Raw genomic sequence first — 25,468 nt, forward strand, 5'->3', positions numbered from 1 at the left:
AGAATGGTGCATCCAGGAGGATTCGAACCTCCGACCGCTCGGTTCGTAGCCGAGTACTCTATCCAGCTGAGCTATGGATGCATTGAGAGATTTTCTTACGATGGACTTACTGCAATCAACCTGGGAATGATACGAAGAATGGTGCATCCAGGAGGATTCGAACCTCCGACCGCTCGGTTCGTAGCCGAGTACTCTATCCAGCTGAGCTATGGATGCATCGAGTTAATTCTTGTACAACGCAGGGTGCTGACAACTCACCATGAAAGGAACTGCTCGTTCACTCTTACTTCAGTTTTCCGAATGGTGCATCCAGGAGGATTCGAACCTCCGACCGCTCGGTTCGTAGCCGAGTACTCTATCCAGCTGAGCTATGGATGCATCGGAAATGGCGGTGAGGCGGGGATTCGAACCCCGGATGCAGCTTTTGACCGCATACTCCCTTAGCAGGGGAGCGCCTTCAGCCTCTCGGCCACCTCACCTTACGCGTTCTTCCGAACCGTGCTTCTGAACTTGTTTCTGCTCATCGGCACTGCGTGGCGCACATATTACTTTCCCGCACTTATAAGTCAAACAATTTTTCCCGACTTTTTCTGGATATCGTTCTGTTTGCACAAATGACGCGCAATTAGGATGTTTTGCCGACAAAAAGAGTGATTAATCAACAGCGAAAGCACGTTGCAGTTAACAAAATGGGAAGAAAGAAAATGAGGTTAAGGGCGGAAAAAATGAAGATGGGAGGATAAAAGCGGTAGCGCCTCGCAGGATGCGAGGCGCTGAATCCGTTAGTAACTCGTTTGCTGAGTTTTTTCGGCCTGGATACGCTGATAGATTTCTTCGCGATGCACCGAAACTTCTTTAGGCGCATTGACGCCAATACGGACCTGGTTACCTTTAACACCCAGCACCGTTACAGTCACCTCATCGCCAATCATGAGGGTTTCACCAACTCGACGAGTTAGAATAAGCATTCTTTGCTCCTTGAAAGATTAAAAGAGTCGGGCCTGTTCGGTCTCCCGGCCATATCCATCATATAACGCTGAACAATGTCTATGACAAATACACCATTGTGCATCGCCACGCCAATACATTCTGCTGATAGTTAGTTTAGCCGAAATACACTACATCAACCGGACTTTGTCATTATCGGGTGCACACCGCGTTAAAAAGCGCCAGAACATGGAGATTCTGGCGCTGCTCACGATGCTGAATTTTAATTCGTTACAGTCGGTTACTCACCCACTCCGACACGCCAGCCAGTGCGCCAGCCAGTGCCTCAGGGTTTGTACCACCCGCCTGAGCCATATCAGGACGACCGCCACCTTTTCCGCCAACCTGAGCGGCCAGTTCGCCGACCAGCTCACCCGCTTTGACGCGGTCAGTCAGGTCTTTAGTCACCCCAGCAATCAGTGAAACCTTACCTTCAGCAACCGTTGCCAGCACAATGATGGCCGAGCCGAGCTGATTCTTCAGGTCATCCATCATGGTGCGAAGCATCTTCGGCTCAACGTTGTTAAGCTCGCTGACCAGCAGTTTTGTCCCCTTCACGTCCATCGCTTTACTGCTCAGCGAGGCACTCTCTTGCGCCGCTTGCTGATCGCGTAGCTGCTGCAGTTCTTTTTCCAGCGCGCGAACATGATCAACCAGGCCGCGCACTTTCTCATTCAGATTACTGCTGTTGGCTTTAACCACCTGAGCAATCTCAGATATCTGATCGCTCTGCGCATGCAGCTGAGCAATCGCGCCTTCACCCGTCAGCGCTTCAATACGACGCACACCTGCCGCCGTGCCGGATTCAGACTGAATGCGGAACAGGCCAATGTCGCCAGTGCGCGCTGCGTGCGTACCACCGCACAGCTCAACGGAATATTCGCCCATGCTGACCACGCGCACACGCTGTTCATATTTCTCACCAAACAACGCCGTTGCGCCGCGCGCTTTCGCTTCATCCAGATCCATTACTTCAGTCTGGATGAGTAAATTGCGACGAATCTGGGTATTAACGATATCTTCAACGGTGCGAATCTGCTCTGGCTTCATCGCTTCGGTATGAGAGAAGTCGAAGCGCAGGTATTTATCGTTGTTCAGTGAGCCTTTCTGACCGACATGATCGCCCAATACTTCACGTAACGCTTCATGCATCAGATGCGTTGCGGAGTGGTTGAGGATAATACGTGCACGGCGCTCTTCATCCACTTGTGCATTGAGGCGGTCACCCACACGTAGCTCACCGCTGTTGAGCTTACCGATATGACCAAAGGCTTTGCCATACTTCTGTGTATCCTGGACACTGAATTCAGCATTCTGCCCAGTCAGCACACCGGTATCGCCCACCTGGCCACCTGACTCGCCATAGAATGGTGTTTGATCCAGAATCACTACCGCTTCCTGGCCAGCCGCGATCTGCTCAACCTGCTGACCGCCAACGAACAGCGCCTGCACGGTGCCTTCAGCCTGCAGTTGGTCATAGCCTTTGAAGTCAGTGGCGGCATCAAAGCGAATCACACTGTTGTAGTCCGCGCCAAAACCACTGGCCTCACGCGCACGCTGGCGCTGCTGTTCCATGGCTGTTTCGAAGCCCGCTTCATCAATCTTCAGATTGCGCTCGCGGCAGACGTCAGCGGTCAAATCCGCCGGGAAACCGAAGGTGTCATACAGGCGGAAGACCGTTTCGCCATCCAGCGTATCACCTTGCAGATTGGCTAACTCTTCATCCAGTAAAGCCAGGCCGCGTTCCAGCGTTTTAGCGAACTGCTCTTCTTCATTTTTCAGGGCATTTTCAACATGCTTTTGCTGGCGTTTCAGGTCTTCACCGGCATCGCCCATGACATCAATCAATGGCGCGACCAGCTTGTAGAAGAAGGCTTCTTTAGCTCCCAACATATTGCCATGACGCACTGCACGACGAATGATACGGCGCAGCACGTAGCCACGGTTTTCATTCGACGGGATGACGCCATCAGCGATCAGGAATGCACAGGAACGGATGTGGTCTGCGATGACGCGCAACGATTTATTGTTGAGGTCGGTCGCACCGGTTACCTGAGCAACAGCCTTGATCAGCTTGGCAAACAGATCGATTTCATAGTTTGAGTTAACGTGCTGCAGCACCGCGGCGATGCGCTCCAGGCCCATACCAGTATCAACAGAAGGCTTCGGCAGAGGTTCCATGGTGCCGTCGGCCTGACGGTTGAACTGCATGAAGACGATGTTCCAGATCTCAATATAGCGATCGCCATCTTCTTCCGGGCTGCCCGGTGGGCCACCCCAGATATGGTCGCCATGATCGTAGAAAATTTCGGTGCACGGACCACAAGGGCCGGTATCACCCATCTGCCAGAAGTTATCAGACGCGTAGGCGCTGCCCTTGTTATCGCCGATGCGAATAATACGTTCGCGCGGCACACCGACATCGTTAGCCCAGATTTCGAAGGCTTCATCATCGGTTTCATAAACGGTGACCCACAGACGTTCTTTCGGCAGCTTGAACCACTGTTCACCCGTCAGCAGTTCCCAGGCATAAGCAATCGCTTCTTTCTTGAAGTAGTCGCCAAAGCTGAAGTTACCCAGCATTTCAAAGAAGGTGTGGTGACGAGCGGTGTAACCAACGTTCTCAAGATCGTTGTGCTTACCACCGGCGCGTACACAACGTTGAGACGTGGTTGCGCGTGCATAATCGCGTTTATCCTGACCGAGGAAAACGTCTTTAAACTGCACCATTCCCGCATTGGTAAACAGCAACGTTGGGTCGTTGTTCGGTACGAGGGAGCTGCTGGCTACAACCTGATGTCCCTTGCTATGAAAAAAGTCGAGAAACGCTTGACGGATCTCAGCAGTGCTCTTGCTCATATAATTCCTGGAATCACGCTAACGAACGTTCCCTTTCGCGGGCAAACCACATCTGCAGGTTTACCGCTGATTGAGGAACAAAAAGTGGGAATAAGATAAATTTTCTTCAGTGGGAAGTAAAATCCCATCGCCTTTCAGTCGTCAATATTTCTGAAAACTGCCTGAATATCTTCCATCATAAAGCCTTTAGACATTAAAAAGCGCTGTACTTTGCTTTTCTCAGCCCAGGTTTGCGGCAGAGGATCACCAAACTTACGCTTAGCCAAATCGGCCGCGCATTGGCTCCAGTCCACTTCAGTATCCATCATCGCCTGATTGATCTCATCGCGGCTGATGCCCTTCTGCTGCAATTCCATACGCACGCGCTGTGAGCCGTAACCTTTCCGTGCGCGACTTTGGATAAAGCGTTCGGTGAAGCGCTGATCGTTGAGCCAGCCACTCTCCTGGCACCAGTCGAGCACCTTTTCCAGCAGCTCATCCGGTATCGGCACATTTTCTTCTTGCTTCAGATAAGCCGCACGCTGAGAAGAGAGTTGCAGCTTACGCTTCAATTCGTCACGGCTGTGGTCACGCTGCGATAGCACACGCATGGCACGATCCAGCAAACGGGAAAATGTCGGCACCGAAGCCGTTGAGGGTGATGATGACATGAATTTGACCTTGTTCTGACTGTTGCGCAGGGTAAAGCAAGAAGACGATCAGGGGAAGTGTTGACGGGGAAAAGCAAACGGGAGCATCGCTGCTCCCGTGGGGGGTATCTTAGAAATCTTCGTTGGTTTCGCTAGCTTCTTCGTAGTCATCAGCAGAGATTTCTGCTGCACCCGCTCCAGCCGTTGCACCCGTCAGCAGCAGATCGCGTAACTTCTTATCGATCTCGTTAGCAATCGCTGGGTTCTCTTTCAGGAAGTTGGTCGAGTTCGCTTTACCTTGACCAATCTTTTCGCCGTTGTAGCTGTACCACGCACCGGCTTTCTCAACCAGTTTGTGTTTCACGCCGAGATCCACCAGCTCGCCAAAGGTGTTGATGCCTTCACCGTACATAATCTGGAATTCAGCCTGCTTAAATGGCGCAGCAATTTTGTTCTTCACCACTTTTACGCGGGTTTCGCTACCGACCACTTCATCGCCCTCTTTAATCGCACCGATACGGCGGATATCAAGACGAACAGAGGCATAGAATTTCAGCGCGTTACCACCGGTGGTGGTTTCTGGGTTACCAAACATCACACCAATTTTCATACGAATCTGGTTGATGAAGATCAGCAGCGTGTTGGACTGCTTCAGGTTACCCGCTAACTTACGCATCGCCTGGCTCATCATACGTGCGGCCAGACCCATGTGCGAATCACCGATTTCACCTTCGATTTCCGCTTTCGGCGTCAGTGCCGCAACGGAGTCCACGATGATCACATCAACGGCACCGGAGCGAGCTAACGCATCACAAATCTCCAGCGCTTGTTCACCGGTGTCCGGCTGCGAACACAGCAGATTGTCGATATCAACGCCGAGTTTTTTGGCATACACCGGATCAAGCGCATGTTCAGCATCGATAAAGGCACAGGTTTTACCTTTACGCTGTGCAGCGGCAATCACCTGCAGCGTCAGCGTGGTTTTACCGGAAGATTCTGGTCCGTAGATCTCAACGATACGCCCCATCGGCAAGCCACCAGCACCCAACGCGATATCCAGTGACAGTGAACCGGTTGAGATGGTCTCTACGTCCATTGAGCGGTCTTCACCCAGGCGCATGATTGAGCCTTTGCCAAATTGTTTCTCAATCTGGCCCAGCGCGGCAGCTAAAGCTTTCTGTTTGTTCTCGTCAATCGCCATTTCCACTCCTAATCATGCTGGGTAAGCCGACATCATTGTGTGCCTGCTCGTTCTGTTGCCGGTAATTATACTGTATGACCATACAGTATCAAGTTTAATTTGTCAGAAATTCATCAAGCAGTGTTTGCAGCGCCCAGCTGACGGATTGCCGACGCACCGCGTCACGGTCTCCGGCAAAGATCTGCCGCTGCGCCAGAACACGATCGCCAGGTCCGGCAATGGCAAACCACACTGTACCCACTGGCTTTTCTGCCGAACCACCATCTGGCCCCGCAATCCCGCTCACAGCAATGCCAAACTCGGCGCCGGCGGCATTGCAGGCACCTTGAGCCATCTCACGCACAGTTTGCTCACTGACCGCGCCATACTGCGCCAGAGTCGCTGCCTGCACGCCCACCATCTGCTGTTTGGCTTCGTTGCTGTAGGTCACGAACCCCCGCTCAAACCAGGCAGAGCTGCCACTGATATCGGTAAACACTTTGGCGATCCAGCCACCGGTGCAAGATTCCGCCGCGGTCACCGTTGCCTTGCGTTTCTTGAGCTGTTCACCAATACGCTGGCTGAGCTGCTGCAACTGTTGGTCGTTCATCGCCCTCTCCTGTTTTGGCGCTGCGCGTTAGCCATAAATGGTGCAACAGAGCGCCCTTTTCAACCTCTGTCGCACCAATTTGCGCAACCGCTTCCAGCAATTTTAACGCGTTCTCACTGCCACCATAAATAAACGCGGGAAAGCCAGCAAAACCTGACCATTGCTGCGTGGGGGATAAGCCGGCATTAATGCCTGATGATAGTCATGCAGAAAATCCGCTTGTTGCTGTTCGGTCAATCCAGCGAGGAAAGGACGCAAGCCCGTGGCACGGAGCCAGGTAATGATGGCCTGCGCATCGGCCATCGGGTGATAGTACGTGGTACGCCAGATATCCACCTGACAGCCTGCATCACTCAGCAAGTCATAATACTGTTCCGTGCTCAGCAGGCGTTTGCGATCCGCGGCCTGTGGCGAGATATGTGCCTGCCAGCGTTCACTGGCCGCCACTTTACGCATCAAGCTGTGAGAGGCTTCTTCAAGATTGTCCGGCATCTGTATCGCCAGAGCGCCACCGATATCCAGCTGTTCAACCAAATGCGGCAGCAGCGTGTAGTGATCGGTTAACCACTGCAGCGAAGCATTCGCATAGATGACCTGCTGTGGCTGGCTCGCCTGCCAGGTACGAATATCCGCCTGCAGAAAAGTGCAGGCAGGTAACCGCTCTTGCGCTTGTTCCAGCATGGCTGCAGAGCTATCGATGCCTGTAATCACCGCGCCTGGCCACGCTTGCGCCAGTAGCTCAGTGCTGTTGCCGGGACCGCATCCGAGGTCAGTCGCGAGATGCACGTCGGTTAGTGGAATACGTTCTAAGAGTTCACGCGCAGGGCGCGTGCGTTCCGATTCAAATTGACGATACAGCTGTGGATTCCAGTCTTGCATGGCAACGCTCCTGTCTGGCTGAAGAGCATCACACTACCTGTTTTCTCAATCGCTAAGCGAAGAGAAAAGTGCGATGTCTCACCTTTTTACCCTTTGTCACTGGTTAATGTGAGTCACGAGCACTAAGTTAAAACGATGTTTCATTTTTAAAAAACGAGGATCGCGTTATGGCTTCACAACCTGAATTAACCGGCGTCTGGTGTCCTTCAGTTACCCCTTTCGATCAACATAATAAGCTCGATATTGATGCGCTGGGCCGCCACTTTGCGCGCCTGAACGCCTCGGGGATTGATACGCTGTTGCTGATGGGCAGTATCGGGGAGTTTGCTTCGCTGACCCAACAGGAACGGCTGATGCTGATTCGCGAAGCTCGTCAGCTTTCGCCACTGACCATGGTCGCGAATATCTCAAGTACCTGCGTTCCCGACATGTTGCAGCTCACTGAAGCCGCCTGGAAAAACGGTTATGACGCCGTGATGGTTTTGCCGCCCTACTACTATGGGCAAACGCAGAAACAGCTGTTGAGCTACTTTAAAGCACTGGATAAACAGTTAGGCGGCAAGTGGTTTGCCTACAACTTTCCGGCGCGTACCGGTTGCGATTTAACGCCGGCATTGGTAGCAGAATTAGCCGCTGAACTGCCGCAGTTTATCGGCATTAAAGACACCATGGATTGTCTTTCACACAATCGGGCCCTGATTGAAGAAACCAAAAAGGTTCGCCCTGATTTCACCGTGCTTTCAGGGTATGACGAATATCTTCTGCCTAATTTGCTGGCAGGCGGTGCCGGGGTGATTTCCGGCTTAAACAACATAGTACCGGAGTTGTTTGCGGAGACGATGCACGCATGGCGAGCGGGAGAGTTAGCGCAGTTGGCACAGATTCAACAGCGTATTGGTAAGCTGATGGCGATTTACACCATCGGCGATGACTTTGTCACGACCATCAAAACCGCAGTGGCGCGCAAATATGATTCTATGAGCAGTCATTCACGTAATTATGGCGGTGAACTCACGGTTGAGCAGTGCGCAGAGCTGGATCGTTTGCTGATGTGATCACAATAAGGGACGGCCGGGCAGCCGTCCTGTTCTCAGTTCTTTTTAACAAACTCAGATTTGAGTTTCATCGGGCCAAAACCATCGATTTTGCAATCAATGTTGTGGTCGCCTTCAACCAGACGAATGCTTTTCACTTTGGTGCCAATCTTCAGGGTTGAAGAACTGCCTTTCACCTTGAGATCCTTAACCACGGTAACGCTGTCCCCATCAGCCAGCAGATTGCCATTGGCATCCCGCACCACCAAACCATCCGATGCTGCATCAGCACTCGGTGACCAGATATGGCCACAAGATGGGCAGTTCAGGTTCTCACCATCCTGCCAGGTATAATCAGCCTGGCACACTGGGCAAGCAGGTAATGTTGTCATGAGCATTCCTCAGAAGTCGAAAGGCGGTGAAGATGGCACCGCAAAAGGGGCGCCATCTTATACCCTCACTCTTTATAAGGACAGCATTAAAGCATGTTGCCCTGACGCGCTTTCGCCACTGCCTGACCCAATTGCCATACCGCCATGGCATAGTGTGTGCTGTGGTTATAACGCGTGATGACATAGAAGTTAGGCAGGCCATACCAATATTGATAACTGGTGCCAAGATCAAGGCGCAGCAGACTCGCCTGGTTATTACCATCCAGCGATCCTTGCGGCGTCAGGCCACTCGCCATCAGCGTATTCACCGGATAGAGCGTTTTAAACCCATTTTCCAGCGCAGGAGCCTGCCCGCTTGCCGGTACGGCAACATTCTGCCCTGCCCGCCAGCCGTGCTCTTTAAAGTAATTTGCTACGCTACCAATCGCATCCACAGGATCCCACAGGTTAATGTGGCCATCACCATTGAAGTCGACCGCATACTCTTTATAGGAAGACGGCATAAACTGGCCGTACCCCATTGCACCCGCAAAGGAACCGCGCAGATCCAGCGGATCATCCTGTTCAGTGCGCGCCATCAGCAGGAAGGTTTCCAGTTCGCCGCTGAAGTAGGCCGCGCGACGAGGATAGCTAAAGGATAAGGTGGCCAGCGCATCCAGCAGACGCGTTTTGCCCATCACCCGACCCCAGCGTGTTTCCACACCAATGATTCCGACAATGATCTCAGGCGGCACACCATAAACCTGCTGAGCGCGTTGCAGCGCGTGCTGATATTGATCCCAGAACGCCACACCATTTTGCACATTATCTGGCGTGATGAATTTATTACGGTAGCGGATCCAGGCGCCGTTTGGCCCCGTCGGAGGCGTGTAGCTTGGTGCTTGTTGATCCATCAGGCGCAGCACGTAATCGAGACGCTTCGCCTGGCCAATCACGGCGTGCAGTTGATCACGGTTAAAACCGTGTTTTGCCACCATTTGATCAATAAACTGCTCAGCCGCTGGATTCCCTGCGAAATCACCAAACATCGGCTGAACGGCGTGTGAAGGTTCCAGTAAAAAACCACCTTTTGGTGCAGGCACAACGGCGGTTTGCTGCTGGGTTGCAGGCTTACTGCTGCAGGCAGCAAGCAAGGCGATAAGTGGAAGAAAAGCAACCTTAAAACGCATTAGATATCCATAAGCCAGATGAAACCGGAAGCCAACATGGTAATCGTTCATCAAAGCGGGATACAGAGCAATATCTTAAATTTACGCCGCTATTCCCTGGTTTCAGTGGGTTGCAGCGAAAATTTGCGGAACAGCTCCACACTTTATCTTTATCGCCCAATTTTACTTTTTACTGCTTATCGCAATTTGTTAAGGTCGGCAGCCAGAATCCATTGCAGCCGGATGATGCGCGCAGGGCAAAATGTTAATATCTGCGCCTTGGTTATCCGTCTGTGAGATAACGCACCACACTGGCCTGCTCATATCGGGCAGCCATGATTGAACGAGTGAATTTTGAGCGAAAACGAGATGAAAGGAGCAGCGCAAATGGACTTTACTGGCCACACGCCCATGATGCAGCAATACCTGCGCCTGAAGGCTGACCATCCCGAAATCCTGCTGTTTTATCGCATGGGCGATTTTTACGAGCTGTTCTACGACGACGCCAGGCGAGCCTCCCAACTGCTGGAGATTTCACTCACGAAACGCGGCGCGTCAGCGGGTGAACCCATCCCGATGGCGGGCGTGCCCTATCATGCTGTTGAAGGTTATCTGGCAAAACTGGTCCAGCTCGGTGAATCCGTGGCGATCTGCGAACAGATTGGCGACCCGGCACTGAGCAAAGGACCGGTTGAGCGTAAAGTCGTGCGCATTGTGACACCAGGCACCATCAGTGATGAAGCGCTGCTGCAGGAGCGTCAGGACAACTTACTGGCGGCCATCTTCCAGAGCCAGCGCGGATTTGGTTATGCCACCCTCGATATCAGCTCGGGGCGTTTTCGCCTGAGCGAACCTGTCGACCAGGAGACCATGGCGGCAGAACTCCAGCGCACTAATCCTGCTGAACTGCTCTATCCCGAAGATTTCCAGGCCATGGCGCTGATCGATCAGCGTCGTGGTCTGCGCCGTCGTCCGCTATGGGAATATGAAATCGACACCGCACGCCAGCAATTAAACCTGCAATTCGGCACGCGTGATCTTAGCGGCTTTGGTGTTGAACAGGCTCATCTGGCGCTACGCGCTGCGGGTTGTCTGCTTCAATATGTTAAGGATACCCAACGCACCTCCCTGCCACATATTCGCTCGTTAAGTATGGAGCGCCAGCAGGACAGCGTCATCATGGATGCAGCCACTCGCCGCAACCTGGAAATCACGCAGAACCTGGCCGGGGGCACCGAAAATACCCTGGCGGCAGTGTTGGATAAAACCGTTACCCCGATGGGCAGCCGTATGCTGAAGCGCTGGCTGCATATGCCGCTGCGCGATGTCACCACCATCAGTCGTCGCCAGGAATCGATTGCCGAACTGCAATCTCTGAGTGAAGCATTACAGCCGGTACTGCGCCAGGTGGGCGATTTGGAACGCATCCTGGCGCGTCTGGCACTGCGCACCGCGCGCCCGCGTGATTTAGCTCGCATGCGGCATGCCTTCCAGCAGTTGCCGGAGTTGAACCAGCAGCTGGAAGGTGTCGAGGCGACTCAACTGGTCAATCTGCGTTCGCAGATGGGTGAATTTAATGAATTGCGCGAGCTGCTGGAACTAGCCGTCATTGAATCTCCTCCCGTGCTGGTGCGTGACGGTGGTGTGATTGCGCCCGGCTATAACGCTGAATTAGATGAATGGCGTGCGCTGGCCGACGGTGCCACTGATTATCTCGACCGCCTGGAAATTCGCGAACGAGAGAAGCTAGGGCTGGATACTTTAAAGGTGGGTTTTAACGCAATTCATGGTTACTACATTCAGGTCAGCCGCGGCCAAAGCCACCTGGTGCCGATTCACTATGTCCGCCGCCAGACGCTGAAGAACGCCGAGCGCTACATCATTCCTGAATTGAAAGAGTATGAAGACAAGGTACTGACCTCAAAAGGCAAAGCGCTGGCGCTGGAAAAAGGCCTGTACGAAGCGTTACTCGATCAGTTGCTGCCACATCTTGAAGCACTGCAGATCAGTGCCGCGGCGCTGGCTGAACTGGATGTGTTGGCTAACCTGGCAGAACGCGCCTGGACACTGAATTACTGCCGCCCGGTACTGCAGGAAAAAGCCGGTATCCGCATCACCGCGGGTCGCCACCCTGTCGTGGAGCAGGTTCTGAAAGAGCCGTTTATTGCTAATCCGCTATCATTGTCGAATCAACGCCGCATGTTGATCATCACCGGTCCGAATATGGGCGGTAAGAGTACTTACATGCGTCAGACTGCATTGATCGCGCTGATGGCGTGGATTGGCAGCTATGTGCCAGCCGAAGAAACCATAATGGGCCCTATCGATCGTATCTTTACTCGTGTCGGTGCGGCTGATGACCTGGCTTCTGGGCGTTCAACTTTTATGGTTGAGATGACGGAAACGGCCAATATCCTGCATAACGCCACGGAGAACAGCCTGGTGTTGATGGATGAAATCGGTCGCGGCACATCGACCTACGATGGGCTGTCGCTGGCATGGGCTTGTGCGGAGAGCCTGGCAAACCGCATCAAAGCGATGACACTGTTTGCCACCCACTACTTCGAACTTACGACCCTGCCGGAAAAAATGGAAGGCGTAGTGAATGTGCATCTTGATGCCATGGAGCATGGCGATACCATTGCATTTATGCACAGCGTACAAGATGGTGCAGCCAGCAAAAGCTATGGTTTAGCAGTTGCTGCATTAGCGGGTGTGCCGAAAGACGTGATCAAACGTGCGCGCAACAAGCTGAAAGAGCTGGAAGCGCTCTCCGGCAGTTCTGCAGCATCTACGGTAGAAGGATCGCAAATGCAGCTGCTGGTGGCAGAAACATCGCCAGCCGTAGACGCACTGGAAGCGTTGGACCCTGATAGTCTCACGCCAAAACAGGCGCTGGAGTGGATTTACCGCCTTAAAACATTGGTCTAGTTCAATTTTAATGAGCGGCGGGTAATGACGTCGCTCATTAGCGTAACGGCCTGATAACGCACATAAAAAAACGGTGACCCAAGGGTCACCGTTTTTTATTGCCGGTTACGGCTTATTCGCGAAACAGTGCTTCAATGTTGAGGCCCTGAGTCTGCAGGATTTCACGCAGACGGCGCAGACCTTCAACCTGAATCTGACGGACGCGCTCACGGGTCAACCCGATCTCACGGCCCACATCTTCCAGCGTTGCCGCTTCATAGCCTAGCAGGCCGAAACGACGCGCCAGCACTTCACGCTGCTTGGCATTCAATTCAAACAACCACTTAACGATGCTTTGTTTCATATCATCGTCCTGCGTGGTGTCTTCCGGGCCGTTGTCTTTTTCATCGGCCAGGATATCCAGCAGCGCTTTTTCGGAATCTCCACCCAGCGGTGTGTCAACCGAGGTAATACGCTCGTTGAGACGCAGCATACGGCTTACATCATCAACCGGCTTGTCTAACTGCTCGGCAATCTCTTCAGCACTCGGCTCATGGTCAAGCTTATGCGAAAGTTCGCGCGCGGTACGCAGATAAACATTCAACTCTTTAACGATGTGGATCGGCAGACGAATAGTACGGGTTTGATTCATGATCGCCCGTTCAATAGTCTGACGAATCCACCAGGTGGCATAGGTTGAGAAACGGAACCCACGTTCTGGGTCAAACTTCTCCACGGCACGAATCAGGCCGAGATTACCCTCTTCAATCAGATCCAGCAGTGCCAGACCACGATTGCTATAACGACGGGCAATTTTCACCACCAGGCGTAAATTACTTTCAATCATGCGGCGGCGAGAAGGAATGTCACCACGTAGTGCACGACGAGCGAAGAACACTTCTTCTTCTGCTGTCAGTAGTGGAGAGTAACCGATCTCACCAAGGTAAAGCTGCGTCGCATCCAAAACGCGTTGCGTCGCACCCTGTGACAACAGCTCTTCTTCAGCTACTTCGTTATCACCAGGTTCGTTCTCAACGAGAGCCTTCTCATCAAAAACCTCAGCTCCGTTCTCCTCGAATTCCGCATCTTCATGTAACTCGTTAACTTTCAGCGTATTCTGGTTCATAAGCGGCTCCTACCCGTGATCCAAGGGCAGAACACCTAAGGTTCTGCCGGATTATCGCTGCGGTAAATAACGCAACGGGTTTACGGATTTCCCCTTGTAACGAATTTCAAAATGTAATCTTACCGAACTGGTTCCGGTACTACCCATGGTAGCGATTTTTTGCCCCGCCTTAACTTCCTGTTGTTCCCGGACCAGCATGGAATCGTTATGGGCGTAAGCACTCAGATAATCATCATTGTGTTTGATGATGATTAAATTACCGTACCCACGGAGCGCGTTGCCTGCGTATACCACCCTTCCTGAAGCAGTGGCGACAACAGGTTGTCCACGCGAACCGGCGATATCGATCCCTTTGTTTCCGCCTTCCGCAGCGGAGAAGTTATCGATAATCTTCCCATCAGTCGGCCAACGCCAGCTTCCCACTGGGGTTGTGCTGTTAGTCGTGCTGCTGACTGTAGGCGGTGCGGTAACCGGAGCTGTGGTCGTTGCCACATTATTTGCCCCTTTCGACGGCAGCATTTTACCGCCTGTCGAACCCGAATCATCAGAATACGTAATAACAGGTTGCTGTGCAACAGGGGCCGATTTAATTTGCGTTTGGTTGGATGCCACCGGCACGCCGCCCTGTGTCGCATCCGCTGCGGTTATCGCATTGCCACCGGTGATGGTCTGGCCATTACCGTTGCCAACCTGCAGGACTTGCCCCGCTACCAGGCCATACGGGGCCGGGACGTTATTGCGTTGCGCCAGATCGCGGAAGTCATTGCCGGTAATCCAGGCAATGTAGAACAGGGTATCTCCACGTTTAACGGTGTAAGTCTCACCACCGTAACTACCTTTAGGAATATTCCCATAATTACGGTTGTACACAATACGACCATTTTGCGTGACAACATTATTATTGCCACTAACCATTTCCCCGGAGGGTGCAGCTGATGGTGTACCACCGCTTAACATTCCGCCGTGTGGCATAGCTGGTACGGTACTGTTCTGCGATGAGAGCATGCCACCGCTGCTCGGTGAGGAGGTCATGCCGCCGCCAGAGGACATCATACCGCTGTCGCCACCGCCGCCAATCTGGCTAATCGGAGCCTGCGTGTTGTCGCCTGAGCTACAGCCCGCCAGCCAAAAACCTACCAGTGAGAGTGCCGCCAAACGGCGTAATTGAAATACTGTGCTTCCCGTGCTCATTGATCCCCCGTTATGGCAATCCTGGATGTAACTGTGTCGTGGTTGTGACCGCATGATTCACTGCGCAACAGGCGGAATACGGTCTTTCACATTGATTAACAAGGATAGTAACAATATCAACTGCGCCATGCCATGTAACAGTTGTGAAGATTTACGTAGCAATGGCTCAGGCCAGATCGCCCTGAACTAACGGCACAAAGCGGACGGGTTCGATGATTTCTTCAATTAATTCACCACCCTGACGACGCAAACGCTTTAAAACCTGCTGATCTTCGCCGACTGGCAGCACCATTTTGCCACCCTCACCTAATTGCGCTATCAGCGCAGTCGGAATTTCAGGGGGTGCAGCGGTGACAATGATGGCATCAAACGGGCCACGTGCGGCCCAACCTTGCCAACCGTCACCATGACGAGTCGAAATATTGTGCAGGTCGAGTTGTTTCAGGCGACGCTTAGCCTGCCATTGCAACCCTTTAATGCGTTCAACGGAATAAACGTGATTGACCAGATGGGCCAGAATAGCGGTCTGATAGCCTGAACCGGTGCCGATTTCCAGCACGCGCGATTCCGGGTTCAGTTCAAGTAACGCGGTCATCCGCGCTACCATGTAGGGCTGTGAAATCGTCTGCCCACTGCCAATCGGCAGCGCAACGTTTTCCCAGGCTTTATGCTCAAACGCCTCATCGATAAAGCGTTCACGCGGGACATCAGCGATGGCTTTTAACAGGTGCTCATCGTGGATACCCTGCGCACGCAGTTGCTCTAACAGCGTTTCGATGCGCCGGTTCACCATGCGAGATTTACCTCAGCCTCGATCAACCAGTCGCTTAATACTTCCTGCGCCGCATGTGCCGTAAGATCGACATGCAATGCCGTCAGCGACACGTAACCTGCATCTACCGCAGCGAAATCGGTGTCGGGGCCCGCATCCAGTTTGTCCCCCGGCGGGCCAATCCAGTACAGGGTATGGCCGCGCGGATCTTCCGTGCAAATCACCTGATCGGCCGGATGGCGGCTGCCACAACGCGTCACACGGAAACCTTTGATTTCCGCTAGCGGTAGATCAGGCACATTGATGTTCAGGATACGCCCGGTGCGCAGCGGTGCGCGGGACAAAGCACGTAACAGAGTACAGGTCACCGCCGCAGCGGTGACATAGTGTTGATGGCCATCGAGTGAAACCGCCAGCGCAGGCAGTCCAAGATGGCGCCCTTCCATCGCGGCGGCCACGGTGCCAGAGTAAATCACGTCATCACCCAGATTGGGGCCAGCGTTGATGCCTGAAACCACAATGTCCGGACGCGGCTGCATCAGTTTGTTAACTCCAAGAAACACGCAATCCGTCGGCGTGCCCATCTGTACAGCGATGTCACCATTCTCATGGGTAAAAGTACGCAGCGGGGTTTCTAACGTCAGAGAATTTGATGCGCCACTTCGATTGCGATCGGGCGCGACAACCTGCACCTCCGCAAACTCACGCAGTGCGCGAGCCAGCGTCTGAATGCCGGGGGCATGAATTCCATCGTCGTTGCTGAGCAATATCCGCATCTGTTCCTGACCTTTGTTCATTCAACGGGTCCTCAACTCGCCAGGCATCCGCTGTTGGGGTGCCGAATAAAGAAGATCTGGCGAGACGAAGATGTTTGCATTCTAGCGGTGAGGCGCGGGAAGTGGTAGGCGTAAATCACGGAACTTCCGGCGTTTGCCGCAACATTATGCAGCCGGAGCAGATATTTACCCGGCGTTGAGGCCGGGTAAAGTGGGGTTATTCATCGCTGATAGGCGCAGCGGCACCGTTACTCAGCAGTTCGCGCACCACGCTGGTGGCGAAACTCCCGGCTGGCAGCCAGAACTGCATCTCCAGCGTGACGTCATCCCACCAGTTCCAGCGCAGATCTTTTGGCACCACCAGCATGGCGCGGCGTGCCGCATCAACGCGCTCACGCTCCAGCAGCGCCAGCAAATCCGCAGCAGGTGCCAGATTAGCTTGCTCAAAGGCCAGCGCGTCACCCTGAGGGCCCAGATCACCTCGCCCTGCGAGCGGCGCGGTGATGCGCAGTTCATGATGATTCACACGCTGCTGCAATTCCTCCAGCTCTTCCGCCTGCGCCACAAACCAACTGCCGCGACCGGCCAGCTGCAGTGCATCACCCGCTTGTACCTGATCCAACACGCCATCACGCTGCAAACGCGCACTGGTGACCTGATTAAACAGTTGGCTGCGCGCAGCAGACAGCAAAATACCTTTCATGCTGCGATCGCGCGGGCGGAACTTATCTTCTGCCCACAATTTTGCCTGCGTCAGGTTATTGCCGCCGCGGCCAAAGCGTTGTTCACCAAAGTAGTTAGGCACGCCGCTTTGCTGGATATGCTGCAAGCGCGCTTCCACTTCTGCACGATCCGAAATCTGACGCACAACCAAACGGAACGCATTACCTGCTAGCGCGCCAGTGCGCAATTTGCGCTTATGGCGGATCACCTGCAGAATTTCCACGCCTTCCAGCTGGAAACCGGCCAAATTCGGCATCGCGTTGCCCGGCACGCGGAAACACAGCGTCTGCTCGGTCACCGCATGACGGTCTTTCATCCCGGCATAGCTCATATCGCGCTGATGCACGCCGAGGAATTTAGCGATGGCTTCAGCAACAAAGCGCGTGTTGCAGCCGATTTTACGGATGCGCACCAGCACCTGTTCGCCTTCGCCATCATAGGGATAGCCGAGGTCTTCAATCACCACGAAATCTTCGGGATTGGCCTTGATCACGCCGGTGGCGCTCGGAACGCCGTGCAGGTAAAGCAGTTCACTCATACTTAATCGGCCTTCACCAGCAGCGCCACGGCTTCACAGGCAATGCCTTCGCCACGGCCGGTAAAGCCAAGCTTCTCAGTCGTGGTCGCTTTGACGTTGACATCATCCATATGGCAACCGAGATCTTCAGCGATGTTGACGCGCATCTGCGGCACATGCGGTAGCATTTTCGGCGCTTGCGCGATGATGGTCACGTCGACATTACCAATGCGATAACCTTTCTGCTGAATACGACGCCAGGCTTCACGCAGCAAGCCACGGCTGTCCGCCCCTTTGAAGGCGGGATCGGTGTCCGGGAATAGCTTGCCGATATCGCCCATCGCCACCGCGCCCAGCAGCGCATCCGTTAATGCATGCAGTGCCACATCGCCATCTGAATGGGCAATAAAACCGTGTTCGAAGGGAATACGCACCCCGCCAATCACTAACGGACCTTCGCCGCCAAAAGCGTGAACGTCAAAACCGTGACCGATACGCATCATGCGCTCTCCTTTAACTGAATCTGGGTGAGATAGAAGGCCGCCAGCGCCAGGTCTTCTGGCCGCGTCACCTTAATGTTGTCGCTGCGTCCGCTGACGAGCTCTGGATGATAGCCGCAGTATTCCAGCGCCGACGCTTCATCGGTAATGGTAGCGCCTTCATGGAGTGCACGGGTTAAACACGCCGTCAGCAGTTGATGCGGGAAAAATTGTGGCGTGAGTGCGTGCCAGAGATCTTCGCGTTCAACGGTATGCGCAATCGCCGTTTTACGAGGTTCAGCACGCTTCATGGTGTCACGCACCGGTGCCGCCAGAATCGCACCCACTTTGCTGTGCTCACGAACTGCCAGCAGGCGTGCCAGATCATCCGGGTGCAAGCATGGCCGCGCGGCATCGTGCACCAGTACCCATTCGCTATGCTTAATCGCCTGCAAACCTGCCAGCACCGACTCAGCACGCGTGTCGCCACCTGTCACGCGCAGTACGCGTGAATCCTGCGCCAGTGGCAGCGAATCAAACCAGCCATCATCAGGACTGATGGGCACGATCACTTGTTTAACGGCTGGATGAGCCAGCAAGCGCGCAACGCTGTGTTCAAGAAGGGTAAATTGACCAATGGTCAGATACTGTTTTGGGCAGGCAGCCTGCATACGGCTGCCCACGCCTGCGGCAGGCACCACGGCAATCACATCCGCAAGGGAAGAGAGGTTGTTCATGGTTTATCGTTGTTGATTTTGCGCAGCTTGTTGCGCGTTACGTTTATTCTGGTCTGGCACCAGACGATAGAAAGTCTCACCGGGCTTAATCATACCCAGTTCATTACGTGCACGTTCCTCAATTGCTTCTGAACCGCCATTGAGGTCATCAATTTCGGCAAACAACTGATCGTTACGTGCTTTGAGTTTGGCGTTATTCGCCTGTTGCGACGCGACGTCTTCATTGACGCGCGTATAGTCATGAATACCGTTCTTACCCAGCCACAAGGAATATTGGAGCCATCCCAGCAGCACGAGCAACAGTAACGTCAGTTTTCCCATCCCCGCCCCCTGAAAAACGGCCTAATCATCCCATAACTTCGCACAGGACTCCACAGCGACAGCGAAAATGCCAGCAGCAGACGATTGTCTGTACAAAAAACGGCAAGGCTAAAAGCGGGACGGCAGGTAAAGTTTTGTAACCTGCCGATGCGTTTGCACATCAGGATCGGATTACCAACCCGAGAGAAATGAGAACAGCAGCCAGAACAGGCACACCACCACAATGGCGGTGATCACCCCACTCCAGAACAGGCGTCCGCGAATCATTAAGCTCAGTACGATGCCAATCAGCACCGAAACCGGTAGCAGCGCCAAAAAGAACGGCCAGGTGTAGAGGAAGAAGAATAGCGTGTTGGAACCGTAGAGCATGAACGGAATCGCCAGCGCGCACCAGTATGAGAGAAAGCCAATCACGCCGCCCGGCAGTGATGAGCGGGACTCATCCGGGGTGCGTTCATCTTTGCGTGCCAGCATGGGGGTAACGTTCTGCATAGAGATCCTGTTGACGCTAAAAAGCGGCAAACCAATCGAGATTTGCCGCTGTCGGTTCAGGATCTGATGATATCGCGGTGACGCAGGAGGTCTAACAATTGGGCGGTCAAGTTTGTAACTAATTGTTCGCCATCTAAGTGAATTTCCGGCGCGTCTGGCGCCTCATAAACACCGTCGATACCGGTAAAATTGCGCAGCTCACCGGCACGCGCTTTTTTATACAAACCTTTGGGGTCACGCGCTTCACACACGGCCAGCGGCGTATCGACAAACACTTCGACAAACTGCCCGGTGCCGAGCAAATCACGCACCATCTGACGCTCCGTGCGATGCGGCGAAATAAAGGCAGTTAATACCACTAAACCGGCATCCACCATCAGTTTCGCCACTTCTCCCACGCGCCGGATGTTCTCTTTGCGATCGTCATCGCTGAAGCCGAGGTCACGGCACAGACCGTGACGCACGTTATCGCCATCCAGCAGATAGGTGCTGACGCCCGCGCGATGCAGCGCCTGCTCCAGCGCACCGGCCACCGTGGATTTACCCGAGCCTGATAGCCCGGTAAACCACAGCACCACGCCCTGATGGCCGTGCTGCTGTTCCCGCTCTTCACGCGTTACCGGATGATCGTGCCACACCACGTTTTCGTCGTGTTGGGCCATTACTTGCCACCCAGCAGATCGCGTGCATTCCAGTGTGGGAAGTGACGACGCACCAGCGCATTCAACTCCAGCTCGAATTCACTGAACTGGCCAGCCTGCCCACGCACATCACTCAGCGGCTGATTGATCATCCCCGCACCGACCGTGACATTGCTCAGGCGATCGATAAAGATCATGCCGCCTGTGACCGGGTTCTGCTGATAGGCATCCAGTACCATCGGCTCATCAAACGTCATCTCGACTAAGCCGATGCCGTTCAGCGGCAGACTTTCCACCGCACGTTTCTCCAGCGTGTTGATCTCCACCTGATGAATGATCTTTTCCACGCGGCCACGCGCTTTCTTACCGGCGATCTTCACTTCATAGCTCTGACCCGGCTGCAGCGGCTGTTCTGCCATCCATACCACATCCACGGTGGCAGATTGCACTGCCTGCAATTCTGCAGCCGCATCCACCAGCAGATCGCCACGGCTGATGTCGATCTCATCTTTCAGCACCAGCGTAATCGCTTCACCCGCTGCTGCTTCCTGCAGATCGCCATCGAAAGTGACGATACGTGAAACCGAAGACTCGACGCCTGAAGGCAATACTTTCACGCGCTGTCCGACCTGCACCGTACCGGAGGCCAGCGTACCGGCATAACCACGGAAATCGAGGTTTGGACGGTTCACATACTGCACCGGGAAGCGCATCGGCTGATGATCCACCACGCGGTTCAGTTCCACGGTTTCCAGCACGTCGAGCAGCGTAGGGCCGCTGTACCATGGCATGGTCACACTTGGCGTCGCCACGTTATCGCCTTCCAGCGCAGACATCGGCACAAAGCGAATATCCAGATCTTCAGGGAGTTGGCCAGCAAAATCGAGGTAAGACTGTTTGATCTGTTCAAACGTCTCCTGTTTATACTCCACCAAATCCATCTTGTTGATGGCGACCACCAGGTGTTTGATACCCAGCAGCGTAGAGATAAAGCTGTGACGACGCGTCTGATCCAGCACGCCTTTACGCGCATCGATCAGCAGAATCGCCAGATCACAAGTGGATGCGCCGGTCGCCATGTTGCGGGTGTACTGCTCGTGTCCCGGCGTGTCGGCGATGATAAATTTGCGCTTCTCGGTGGAGAAGTAGCGATATGCCACGTCGATGGTGATGCCCTGCTCACGCTCGGCCTGCAAGCCATCCACCAGCAGCGCCAGATCGAGTTTCTCGCCCTGGGTGCCATGACGCTTGCTGTCGTTGTGCAGCGAAGAGAGCTGATCTTCATAAATCTGACGGGTATCGTGCAGCAGGCGACCAATCAGCGTACTTTTGCCGTCGTCGACGCTACCGCAGGTCAGGAAACGCAGCAGGCTTTTGTGTTGTTGCGCGGTCAGCCAGGCTTCTACACCGCCCTGATCGGCAATCTGTTGTGCAATTACGGTATTCATCTGCGTCTCCTTAGAAATAGCCCTGACGTTTCTTCATTTCCATCGAACCGGCCTGGTCGCGGTCAATCACACGGCCCTGGCGTTCACTGGTGGTGGAGACCAGCATCTCTTCAATAATTTCCGGCAGCGTTTGCGCTTCGGATTCCACCGCACCGGTCAGCGGCCAGCAGCCGAGGGTACGGAAACGCACCATGCGCTGTTTGATCACTTCGCCAGGCTGCAGATCAATGCGATCGTCATCAATCATCATCAGCATGCCATCACGCTCCAGCACCGGACGCGGTGCCGCGAGGTACAGCGGAACGATCTCGATGTTTTCCAGGAAGATGTACTGCCAGATATCCAGCTCGGTCCAGTTGGAGAGCGGGAACACGCGAATGCTCTCGCCTTTGTTGATCTGGCCGTTGTAGTTATGCCACAGCTCTGGACGCTGATTTTTCGGATCCCAACGATGGAAACGGTCACGGAACGAGTAAATACGCTCTTTGGCGCGTGACTTCTCTTCGTCACGACGCGCACCACCGAAAGCGGCATCAAACCCGTACTTATTCAGCGCCTGCTTCAGGCCCTCGGTTTTCATGATGTCGGTGTGTTTGGCGCTACCGTGGACAAACGGATTGATGCCCATCGCCACGCCTTCCGGGTTGCGGTGAACCAGCAGTTCCGCGCCCATGTTTTTCACGGTGCGATCGCGAAACTCGTACATTTCACGGAATTTCCAGCCGGTATCAACGTGCAGCAGCGGAAATGGCAGCGTGCCCGGATAAAAGGCTTTACGCGCCAGATGCAGCATCACCGAGGAGTCTTTACCGATGGAGTACATCATCACCGGATTGCTGAACTCGGCCGCCACCTCGCGGATGATATGGATACTCTCTGCCTCCAGTTGGCGCAGATGAGTAAGACGATTTTGGTCCATAATTTTTCCTCAAGCCAAATTGACAACGGCGGACTCGCGAGCCCCCTGCTGTGCCGAATGTTGGAACCAGGCTAATTGCCCGTGCAAATTCACCACTTCACCCACCACAATCAGGGCCGGTGTGGGCGCGGCAACCGCCAGCGCCTCGAGCTGATCTAAGGTACCGGTCAGCACTTGTTGATTCTGACGCGTGCCGCAGCCAATCACGGCTACCGGCGTTGATGCTGCGCGTCCATGTTCGATAAGGCCCGCAGCGATTTCTGCCGCTTTCAACGTGCCCATATAAATCGCTAAGGTCTGACGCGCACGCGCCAGCGTCGGCCAGTCAATGCCTTCGCTATCACTGCGTAAGTGGCCGGTGACAAACAGCACGCTCTGCGCGTAATCGCGATGAGTTAACGGAATCCCGGCATAAGCAGTGGCTCCCGCTGCCGCAGTAATGCCCGGCACCACCTGGAAAGGAATGCCCGCCGCTTTCGCCGCCTGCAGCTCTTCGCCGCCGCGACCGAAGATGAACGGATCGCCGCCTTTCAGACGCACCACGCGTTTACCCTGCTGCGCCAGCTCAACCAGCATCGCATTGGTCTCTTCCTGGGATACGGAGTGTGCTCCAGCACGTTTACCGACGCAGATGCGGTCAGCATCACGGCGCACCAGCTCCAGCACTTCGTCACTCACCAGATGGTCATACAGCACCACATCCGCCAGCTGCATCACCTGCAGGCCACGTAACGTCAGTAAACCGCTGTCACCTGGACCCGCACCCACCAGGGTGATTTCACCCTGATTGTCGCTGCTGTTCTCTAACTCGCGATCCAGCGTGCGGCGGGCCTCATTGACGTTACCGGCTGACATCTGGCTGGCGAACAAACCGTTAAACGCTCGCTCCCAAAAACGACGACGTTCCGACATGCTGTGATAGCGCTGTTTAACTTTGTCACGCCACTGTCCTGCCACTTCAGCCATCTGACCGAGGTTGGCAGGTAACAGCGACTCAATTTTTTCACGTAATAAGCGGGCCAGCACTGGCGCCGTACCACTAGAGGAGATCGCCACCACCAAGGGGGAGCGATCGACAATAGAGGGGAAGATAAAACTGCACTTGGGCTGATCGTCGACAACGTTGACCAGCTTGTGGCGGGCATTGGCGGCGTCAAAGACTTGCGCATTGAGCGCGTTATCGTCAGTGGCAGCGATGACTAAAAAGACGCCATCCAGCTGAACCGGATCGAAGTGATGTGCAATCCACTCGATGGCATCGATTTCCAGCAGCGCCTGCAACTCATGGCCGAGGTCGCGCGCTGCTACCCGCACGCGCGCACCGGCACGTCGCAGCAGTTCGATTTTACGCGCCGCGATTTCACCACCGCCAACAACCAGCACCGGACGGTTTTTGAGATCGGCAAAGAGAGGCAGATAATCCACGTTAACCTTGTTAGTTTTACAATAAGTTAACGCGACTATACTTTCCCACCTTCTGGCAGATGAAATTACGAATTGGCATTAGTAGTTACCGAATGGAATAACGCCCCAGGATTGCTGATAACAATTTGTGCTTAACAGATGATATTGCTGGTGTTTCGGAGCAATTCAAATTGTGCAATCGCGGTCACAGTTTCATACTAATCCAGAATTTTTTTAGCCTGACGGGATGTCACAAAAGGACCTTAACTATGTTTGCCACCCTCCGCCGCACCGTGCTGGCTGCACTGATAGCGGGCGGTTTGCCTCTCTTTGCCCAAGCCGCAACCTATGCACCGGGGCATTTTGCCGAACAGCAGCTGCGCCACATCGCCACCTATTTTCCTGGCCGTATGAGCGGCAGCCCTGCTGAGCTGATGACGGCCGATTATCTGCAACAGCAATTCACCGAGCTGGGTTACAAGAGTAATACCCGCCAGTTCAATACCAGCTACAACTGGTTAGAGCGCAAGGGTGAAACCCGCGCACGTAAAGTCTCCGCCACGTCGGTGATCGCCGCGCGCAGCGGTGCGGTACCGCAAGAGATCCTGATCGTCACGCATCTCGACACCTGGACGCCACTCAGCCGTCATGAAGCGGATAACAATCTGGGCGGCCTGCGTTTACAAGGTGTGGACGACAATGCGTCCGGTCTGGGTGTGATGCTGGAACTGGCGCAACAGCTGAGTAAAACCCCACTGCATTATGGCGTGCGCTTTGTCGCGCTTAGCGCTGGTGAAGCCGGGCTGCACGGGATGGATGACTACCTGTCGCGGATGAGTGCGCAGGAGAAAAAGAACACGCTGCTGGTGATTGATCTCAACAGTCTGATCGTCGGCGATCACCTCTATTTTAACAGTGGTGCCAATACGCCCTCAGCGGTACGCAAGCAGACCAGCGCGCGCGCCGTGCAGCTCGCGCATCGCTACGGTATTTCCGCCGCCAGCCACACGCTGACGGCACGCGACTATCCGGGCGTGAATCCGTTTGATAAAGCCGGCATGCCGCTGCTGGATGTCACCGCCGCCAACTGGGCGCTGGGTAATAAAGATGGACAGCAGCAACGGGCGCACAGCAGCCACTTCCCGGAGGGCAACGTACGCCATCAAACCGACCGGGATAACCTCAATTATCTGGATCGCTGGCTACCGGGCCGGATTACGCAACGCACGCGTGATAGCGTGAAGATCTTACTGCCACTGGTCACTGAGCTGGCTAACCCAACAACTTAAGGATT

Annotated in this window: 24 protein-coding genes and 4 tRNA genes; 3 read left to right on the forward strand and 25 right to left on the reverse strand. The window is 54.2% G+C overall.

Annotation, left to right across the window (positions count from 1 at the left end):
• Window positions 1–4 precede the first annotated feature (4 nt).
• The 10 genes from AC1MDE_RS23765 to tam all read right to left on the reverse strand — a co-directional run bounded on the left by AC1MDE_RS23765 (window position 5) and on the right by tam (window position 7,144).
• Window positions 5–81, reverse strand: a tRNA-Arg gene (locus AC1MDE_RS23765).
• Between the two features lie 58 nt (window positions 82–139).
• Window positions 140–216 (reverse strand) — tRNA-Arg (locus tag AC1MDE_RS23770).
• A gap of 85 nt (window positions 217–301) precedes the next feature.
• A tRNA-Arg gene (locus AC1MDE_RS23775) sits at window positions 302–378 on the reverse strand.
• A gap of 8 nt (window positions 379–386) precedes the next feature.
• Window positions 387–479 (reverse strand) — tRNA-Ser (locus AC1MDE_RS23780).
• Between the two features lie 303 nt (window positions 480–782).
• Window positions 783–968 carry a carbon storage regulator CsrA gene (gene csrA, locus AC1MDE_RS23785; protein ID WP_004155916.1) on the reverse strand — a complete coding sequence of 62 codons (186 nt, stop codon included), beginning with the start codon at window positions 966–968 and terminating at the stop codon, window positions 783–785.
• Window positions 969–1,218: 250 nt separating this feature from the next.
• Window positions 1,219–3,846: an alanine--tRNA ligase gene (gene alaS / locus AC1MDE_RS23790; protein ID WP_479399364.1), complete on the reverse strand. Its 2,628-nt coding sequence runs from the start codon at window positions 3,844–3,846 to the stop codon at window positions 1,219–1,221.
• A gap of 134 nt (window positions 3,847–3,980) precedes the next feature.
• The gene (locus tag AC1MDE_RS23795) at window positions 3,981–4,496 is read right to left on the reverse strand and encodes a regulatory protein RecX (protein WP_176505750.1); all 516 of its coding nucleotides are present in this window, start codon (window positions 4,494–4,496) and stop codon (window positions 3,981–3,983) included.
• Between the two features lie 109 nt (window positions 4,497–4,605).
• Window positions 4,606–5,676 carry a recombinase RecA gene (recA, locus tag AC1MDE_RS23800; RefSeq protein ID WP_034822205.1) on the reverse strand — a complete coding sequence of 357 codons (1,071 nt, stop codon included), beginning with the start codon at window positions 5,674–5,676 and terminating at the stop codon, window positions 4,606–4,608.
• Window positions 5,677–5,770: 94 nt separating this feature from the next.
• Window positions 5,771–6,265, reverse strand: coding sequence for a nicotinamide-nucleotide amidase (gene pncC, locus AC1MDE_RS23805; protein WP_058961482.1), 495 nt, complete (start codon window positions 6,263–6,265; stop codon window positions 5,771–5,773).
• Window positions 6,266–6,367: 102 nt separating this feature from the next.
• Entirely contained in the window at window positions 6,368–7,144 is a 777-nt protein-coding gene (gene tam, locus AC1MDE_RS23810; RefSeq protein ID WP_058961483.1) for a trans-aconitate 2-methyltransferase, read from the reverse strand.
• Window positions 7,145–7,311: 167 nt separating this feature from the next.
• Between tam and AC1MDE_RS23815 the strand changes: the two genes are divergently transcribed.
• Window positions 7,312–8,199, forward strand: coding sequence for a dihydrodipicolinate synthase family protein (locus AC1MDE_RS23815; RefSeq protein ID WP_058961484.1), 888 nt, complete (start codon window positions 7,312–7,314; stop codon window positions 8,197–8,199).
• Between the two features lie 35 nt (window positions 8,200–8,234).
• Here the strand turns inward: AC1MDE_RS23815 and AC1MDE_RS23820 are convergent, their stop codons facing one another.
• Together AC1MDE_RS23820 and mltB are read right to left on the reverse strand one after the other, a co-directional pair.
• Window positions 8,235–8,570, reverse strand: a complete 336-nt coding sequence (locus AC1MDE_RS23820; protein ID WP_034822198.1) for a zinc ribbon domain-containing protein YjdM — start codon at window positions 8,568–8,570, stop codon at window positions 8,235–8,237.
• A gap of 86 nt (window positions 8,571–8,656) precedes the next feature.
• Complete coding sequence (mltB, locus tag AC1MDE_RS23825) at window positions 8,657–9,739, reverse strand: lytic murein transglycosylase B (RefSeq protein WP_058961485.1); 1,083 nt, start codon at window positions 9,737–9,739, stop codon at window positions 8,657–8,659.
• A 348-nt stretch (window positions 9,740–10,087) separates the two neighbouring features.
• Here mltB and mutS point away from each other — a divergent pair, with 348 nt between their 5' ends.
• A complete protein-coding gene (gene mutS / locus AC1MDE_RS23830) occupies window positions 10,088–12,649 on the forward strand; it encodes a DNA mismatch repair protein MutS (protein WP_479399373.1) in 2,562 nt (853 codons plus the stop codon).
• A 112-nt stretch (window positions 12,650–12,761) separates the two neighbouring features.
• On the opposite strand, the gene rpoS is transcribed toward mutS, so the two are convergent.
• From rpoS to cysG, 13 genes are all read right to left on the reverse strand, one after another.
• On the reverse strand, window positions 12,762–13,754 hold the full coding sequence (rpoS, locus tag AC1MDE_RS23835; RefSeq protein ID WP_034822992.1) for an RNA polymerase sigma factor RpoS: 993 nt from the start codon (window positions 13,752–13,754) through the stop codon (window positions 12,762–12,764).
• Between the two features lie 51 nt (window positions 13,755–13,805).
• Window positions 13,806–14,945, reverse strand: a complete 1,140-nt coding sequence (gene nlpD, locus AC1MDE_RS23840) for a murein hydrolase activator NlpD (RefSeq protein ID WP_480345145.1) — start codon at window positions 14,943–14,945, stop codon at window positions 13,806–13,808.
• Window positions 14,946–15,111: 166 nt separating this feature from the next.
• The gene (locus tag AC1MDE_RS23845) at window positions 15,112–15,738 is read right to left on the reverse strand and encodes a protein-L-isoaspartate(D-aspartate) O-methyltransferase (protein ID WP_058961492.1); all 627 of its coding nucleotides are present in this window, start codon (window positions 15,736–15,738) and stop codon (window positions 15,112–15,114) included.
• Window positions 15,732–16,493: a 5'/3'-nucleotidase SurE gene (surE, locus tag AC1MDE_RS23850; protein WP_480345148.1), complete on the reverse strand. Its 762-nt coding sequence runs from the start codon at window positions 16,491–16,493 to the stop codon at window positions 15,732–15,734. Before surE ends, AC1MDE_RS23845 begins: the two co-directional genes overlap by 7 nt.
• Before the next feature lie 217 nt (window positions 16,494–16,710).
• Window positions 16,711–17,754 (reverse strand): tRNA pseudouridine(13) synthase TruD, encoded by a 1,044-nt coding sequence (truD, locus tag AC1MDE_RS23855; RefSeq protein ID WP_058961493.1) that lies wholly within the window; start codon window positions 17,752–17,754, stop codon window positions 16,711–16,713.
• Window positions 17,755–17,756: 2 nt separating this feature from the next.
• Window positions 17,757–18,233 carry a 2-C-methyl-D-erythritol 2,4-cyclodiphosphate synthase gene (ispF, locus tag AC1MDE_RS23860; protein ID WP_045816453.1) on the reverse strand — a complete coding sequence of 159 codons (477 nt, stop codon included), beginning with the start codon at window positions 18,231–18,233 and terminating at the stop codon, window positions 17,757–17,759.
• The gene (gene ispD, locus AC1MDE_RS23865; RefSeq protein WP_058961494.1) at window positions 18,233–18,949 is read right to left on the reverse strand and encodes a 2-C-methyl-D-erythritol 4-phosphate cytidylyltransferase; all 717 of its coding nucleotides are present in this window, start codon (window positions 18,947–18,949) and stop codon (window positions 18,233–18,235) included. Before ispD ends, ispF begins: the two co-directional genes overlap by 1 nt.
• A gap of 3 nt (window positions 18,950–18,952) precedes the next feature.
• Window positions 18,953–19,270 (reverse strand): cell division protein FtsB, encoded by a 318-nt coding sequence (gene ftsB / locus AC1MDE_RS23870; RefSeq protein WP_007893240.1) that lies wholly within the window; start codon window positions 19,268–19,270, stop codon window positions 18,953–18,955.
• A 171-nt stretch (window positions 19,271–19,441) separates the two neighbouring features.
• Window positions 19,442–19,762 (reverse strand): DUF3561 family protein, encoded by a 321-nt coding sequence (locus AC1MDE_RS23875; protein ID WP_058961495.1) that lies wholly within the window; start codon window positions 19,760–19,762, stop codon window positions 19,442–19,444.
• Between the two features lie 56 nt (window positions 19,763–19,818).
• A complete protein-coding gene (cysC, locus tag AC1MDE_RS23880) occupies window positions 19,819–20,424 on the reverse strand; it encodes an adenylyl-sulfate kinase (RefSeq protein WP_058961496.1) in 606 nt (201 codons plus the stop codon).
• Window positions 20,424–21,851 carry a sulfate adenylyltransferase subunit CysN gene (cysN, locus tag AC1MDE_RS23885; RefSeq protein ID WP_480345146.1) on the reverse strand — a complete coding sequence of 476 codons (1,428 nt, stop codon included), beginning with the start codon at window positions 21,849–21,851 and terminating at the stop codon, window positions 20,424–20,426. Before cysN ends, cysC begins: the two co-directional genes overlap by 1 nt.
• A gap of 10 nt (window positions 21,852–21,861) precedes the next feature.
• Window positions 21,862–22,770 carry a sulfate adenylyltransferase subunit CysD gene (gene cysD / locus AC1MDE_RS23890; RefSeq protein WP_034823008.1) on the reverse strand — a complete coding sequence of 303 codons (909 nt, stop codon included), beginning with the start codon at window positions 22,768–22,770 and terminating at the stop codon, window positions 21,862–21,864.
• Between the two features lie 9 nt (window positions 22,771–22,779).
• Window positions 22,780–24,195, reverse strand: coding sequence for a siroheme synthase CysG (gene cysG / locus AC1MDE_RS23895; RefSeq protein ID WP_058961498.1), 1,416 nt, complete (start codon window positions 24,193–24,195; stop codon window positions 22,780–22,782).
• Window positions 24,196–24,443: 248 nt separating this feature from the next.
• Between cysG and AC1MDE_RS23900 the strand changes: the two genes are divergently transcribed.
• Window positions 24,444–25,463, forward strand: a complete 1,020-nt coding sequence (locus AC1MDE_RS23900; protein WP_058961499.1) for an aminopeptidase — start codon at window positions 24,444–24,446, stop codon at window positions 25,461–25,463.
• The last annotated feature ends 5 nt before the right edge of the window (window positions 25,464–25,468 follow it).

Source organism: Pantoea folii (assembly GCF_056678875.1).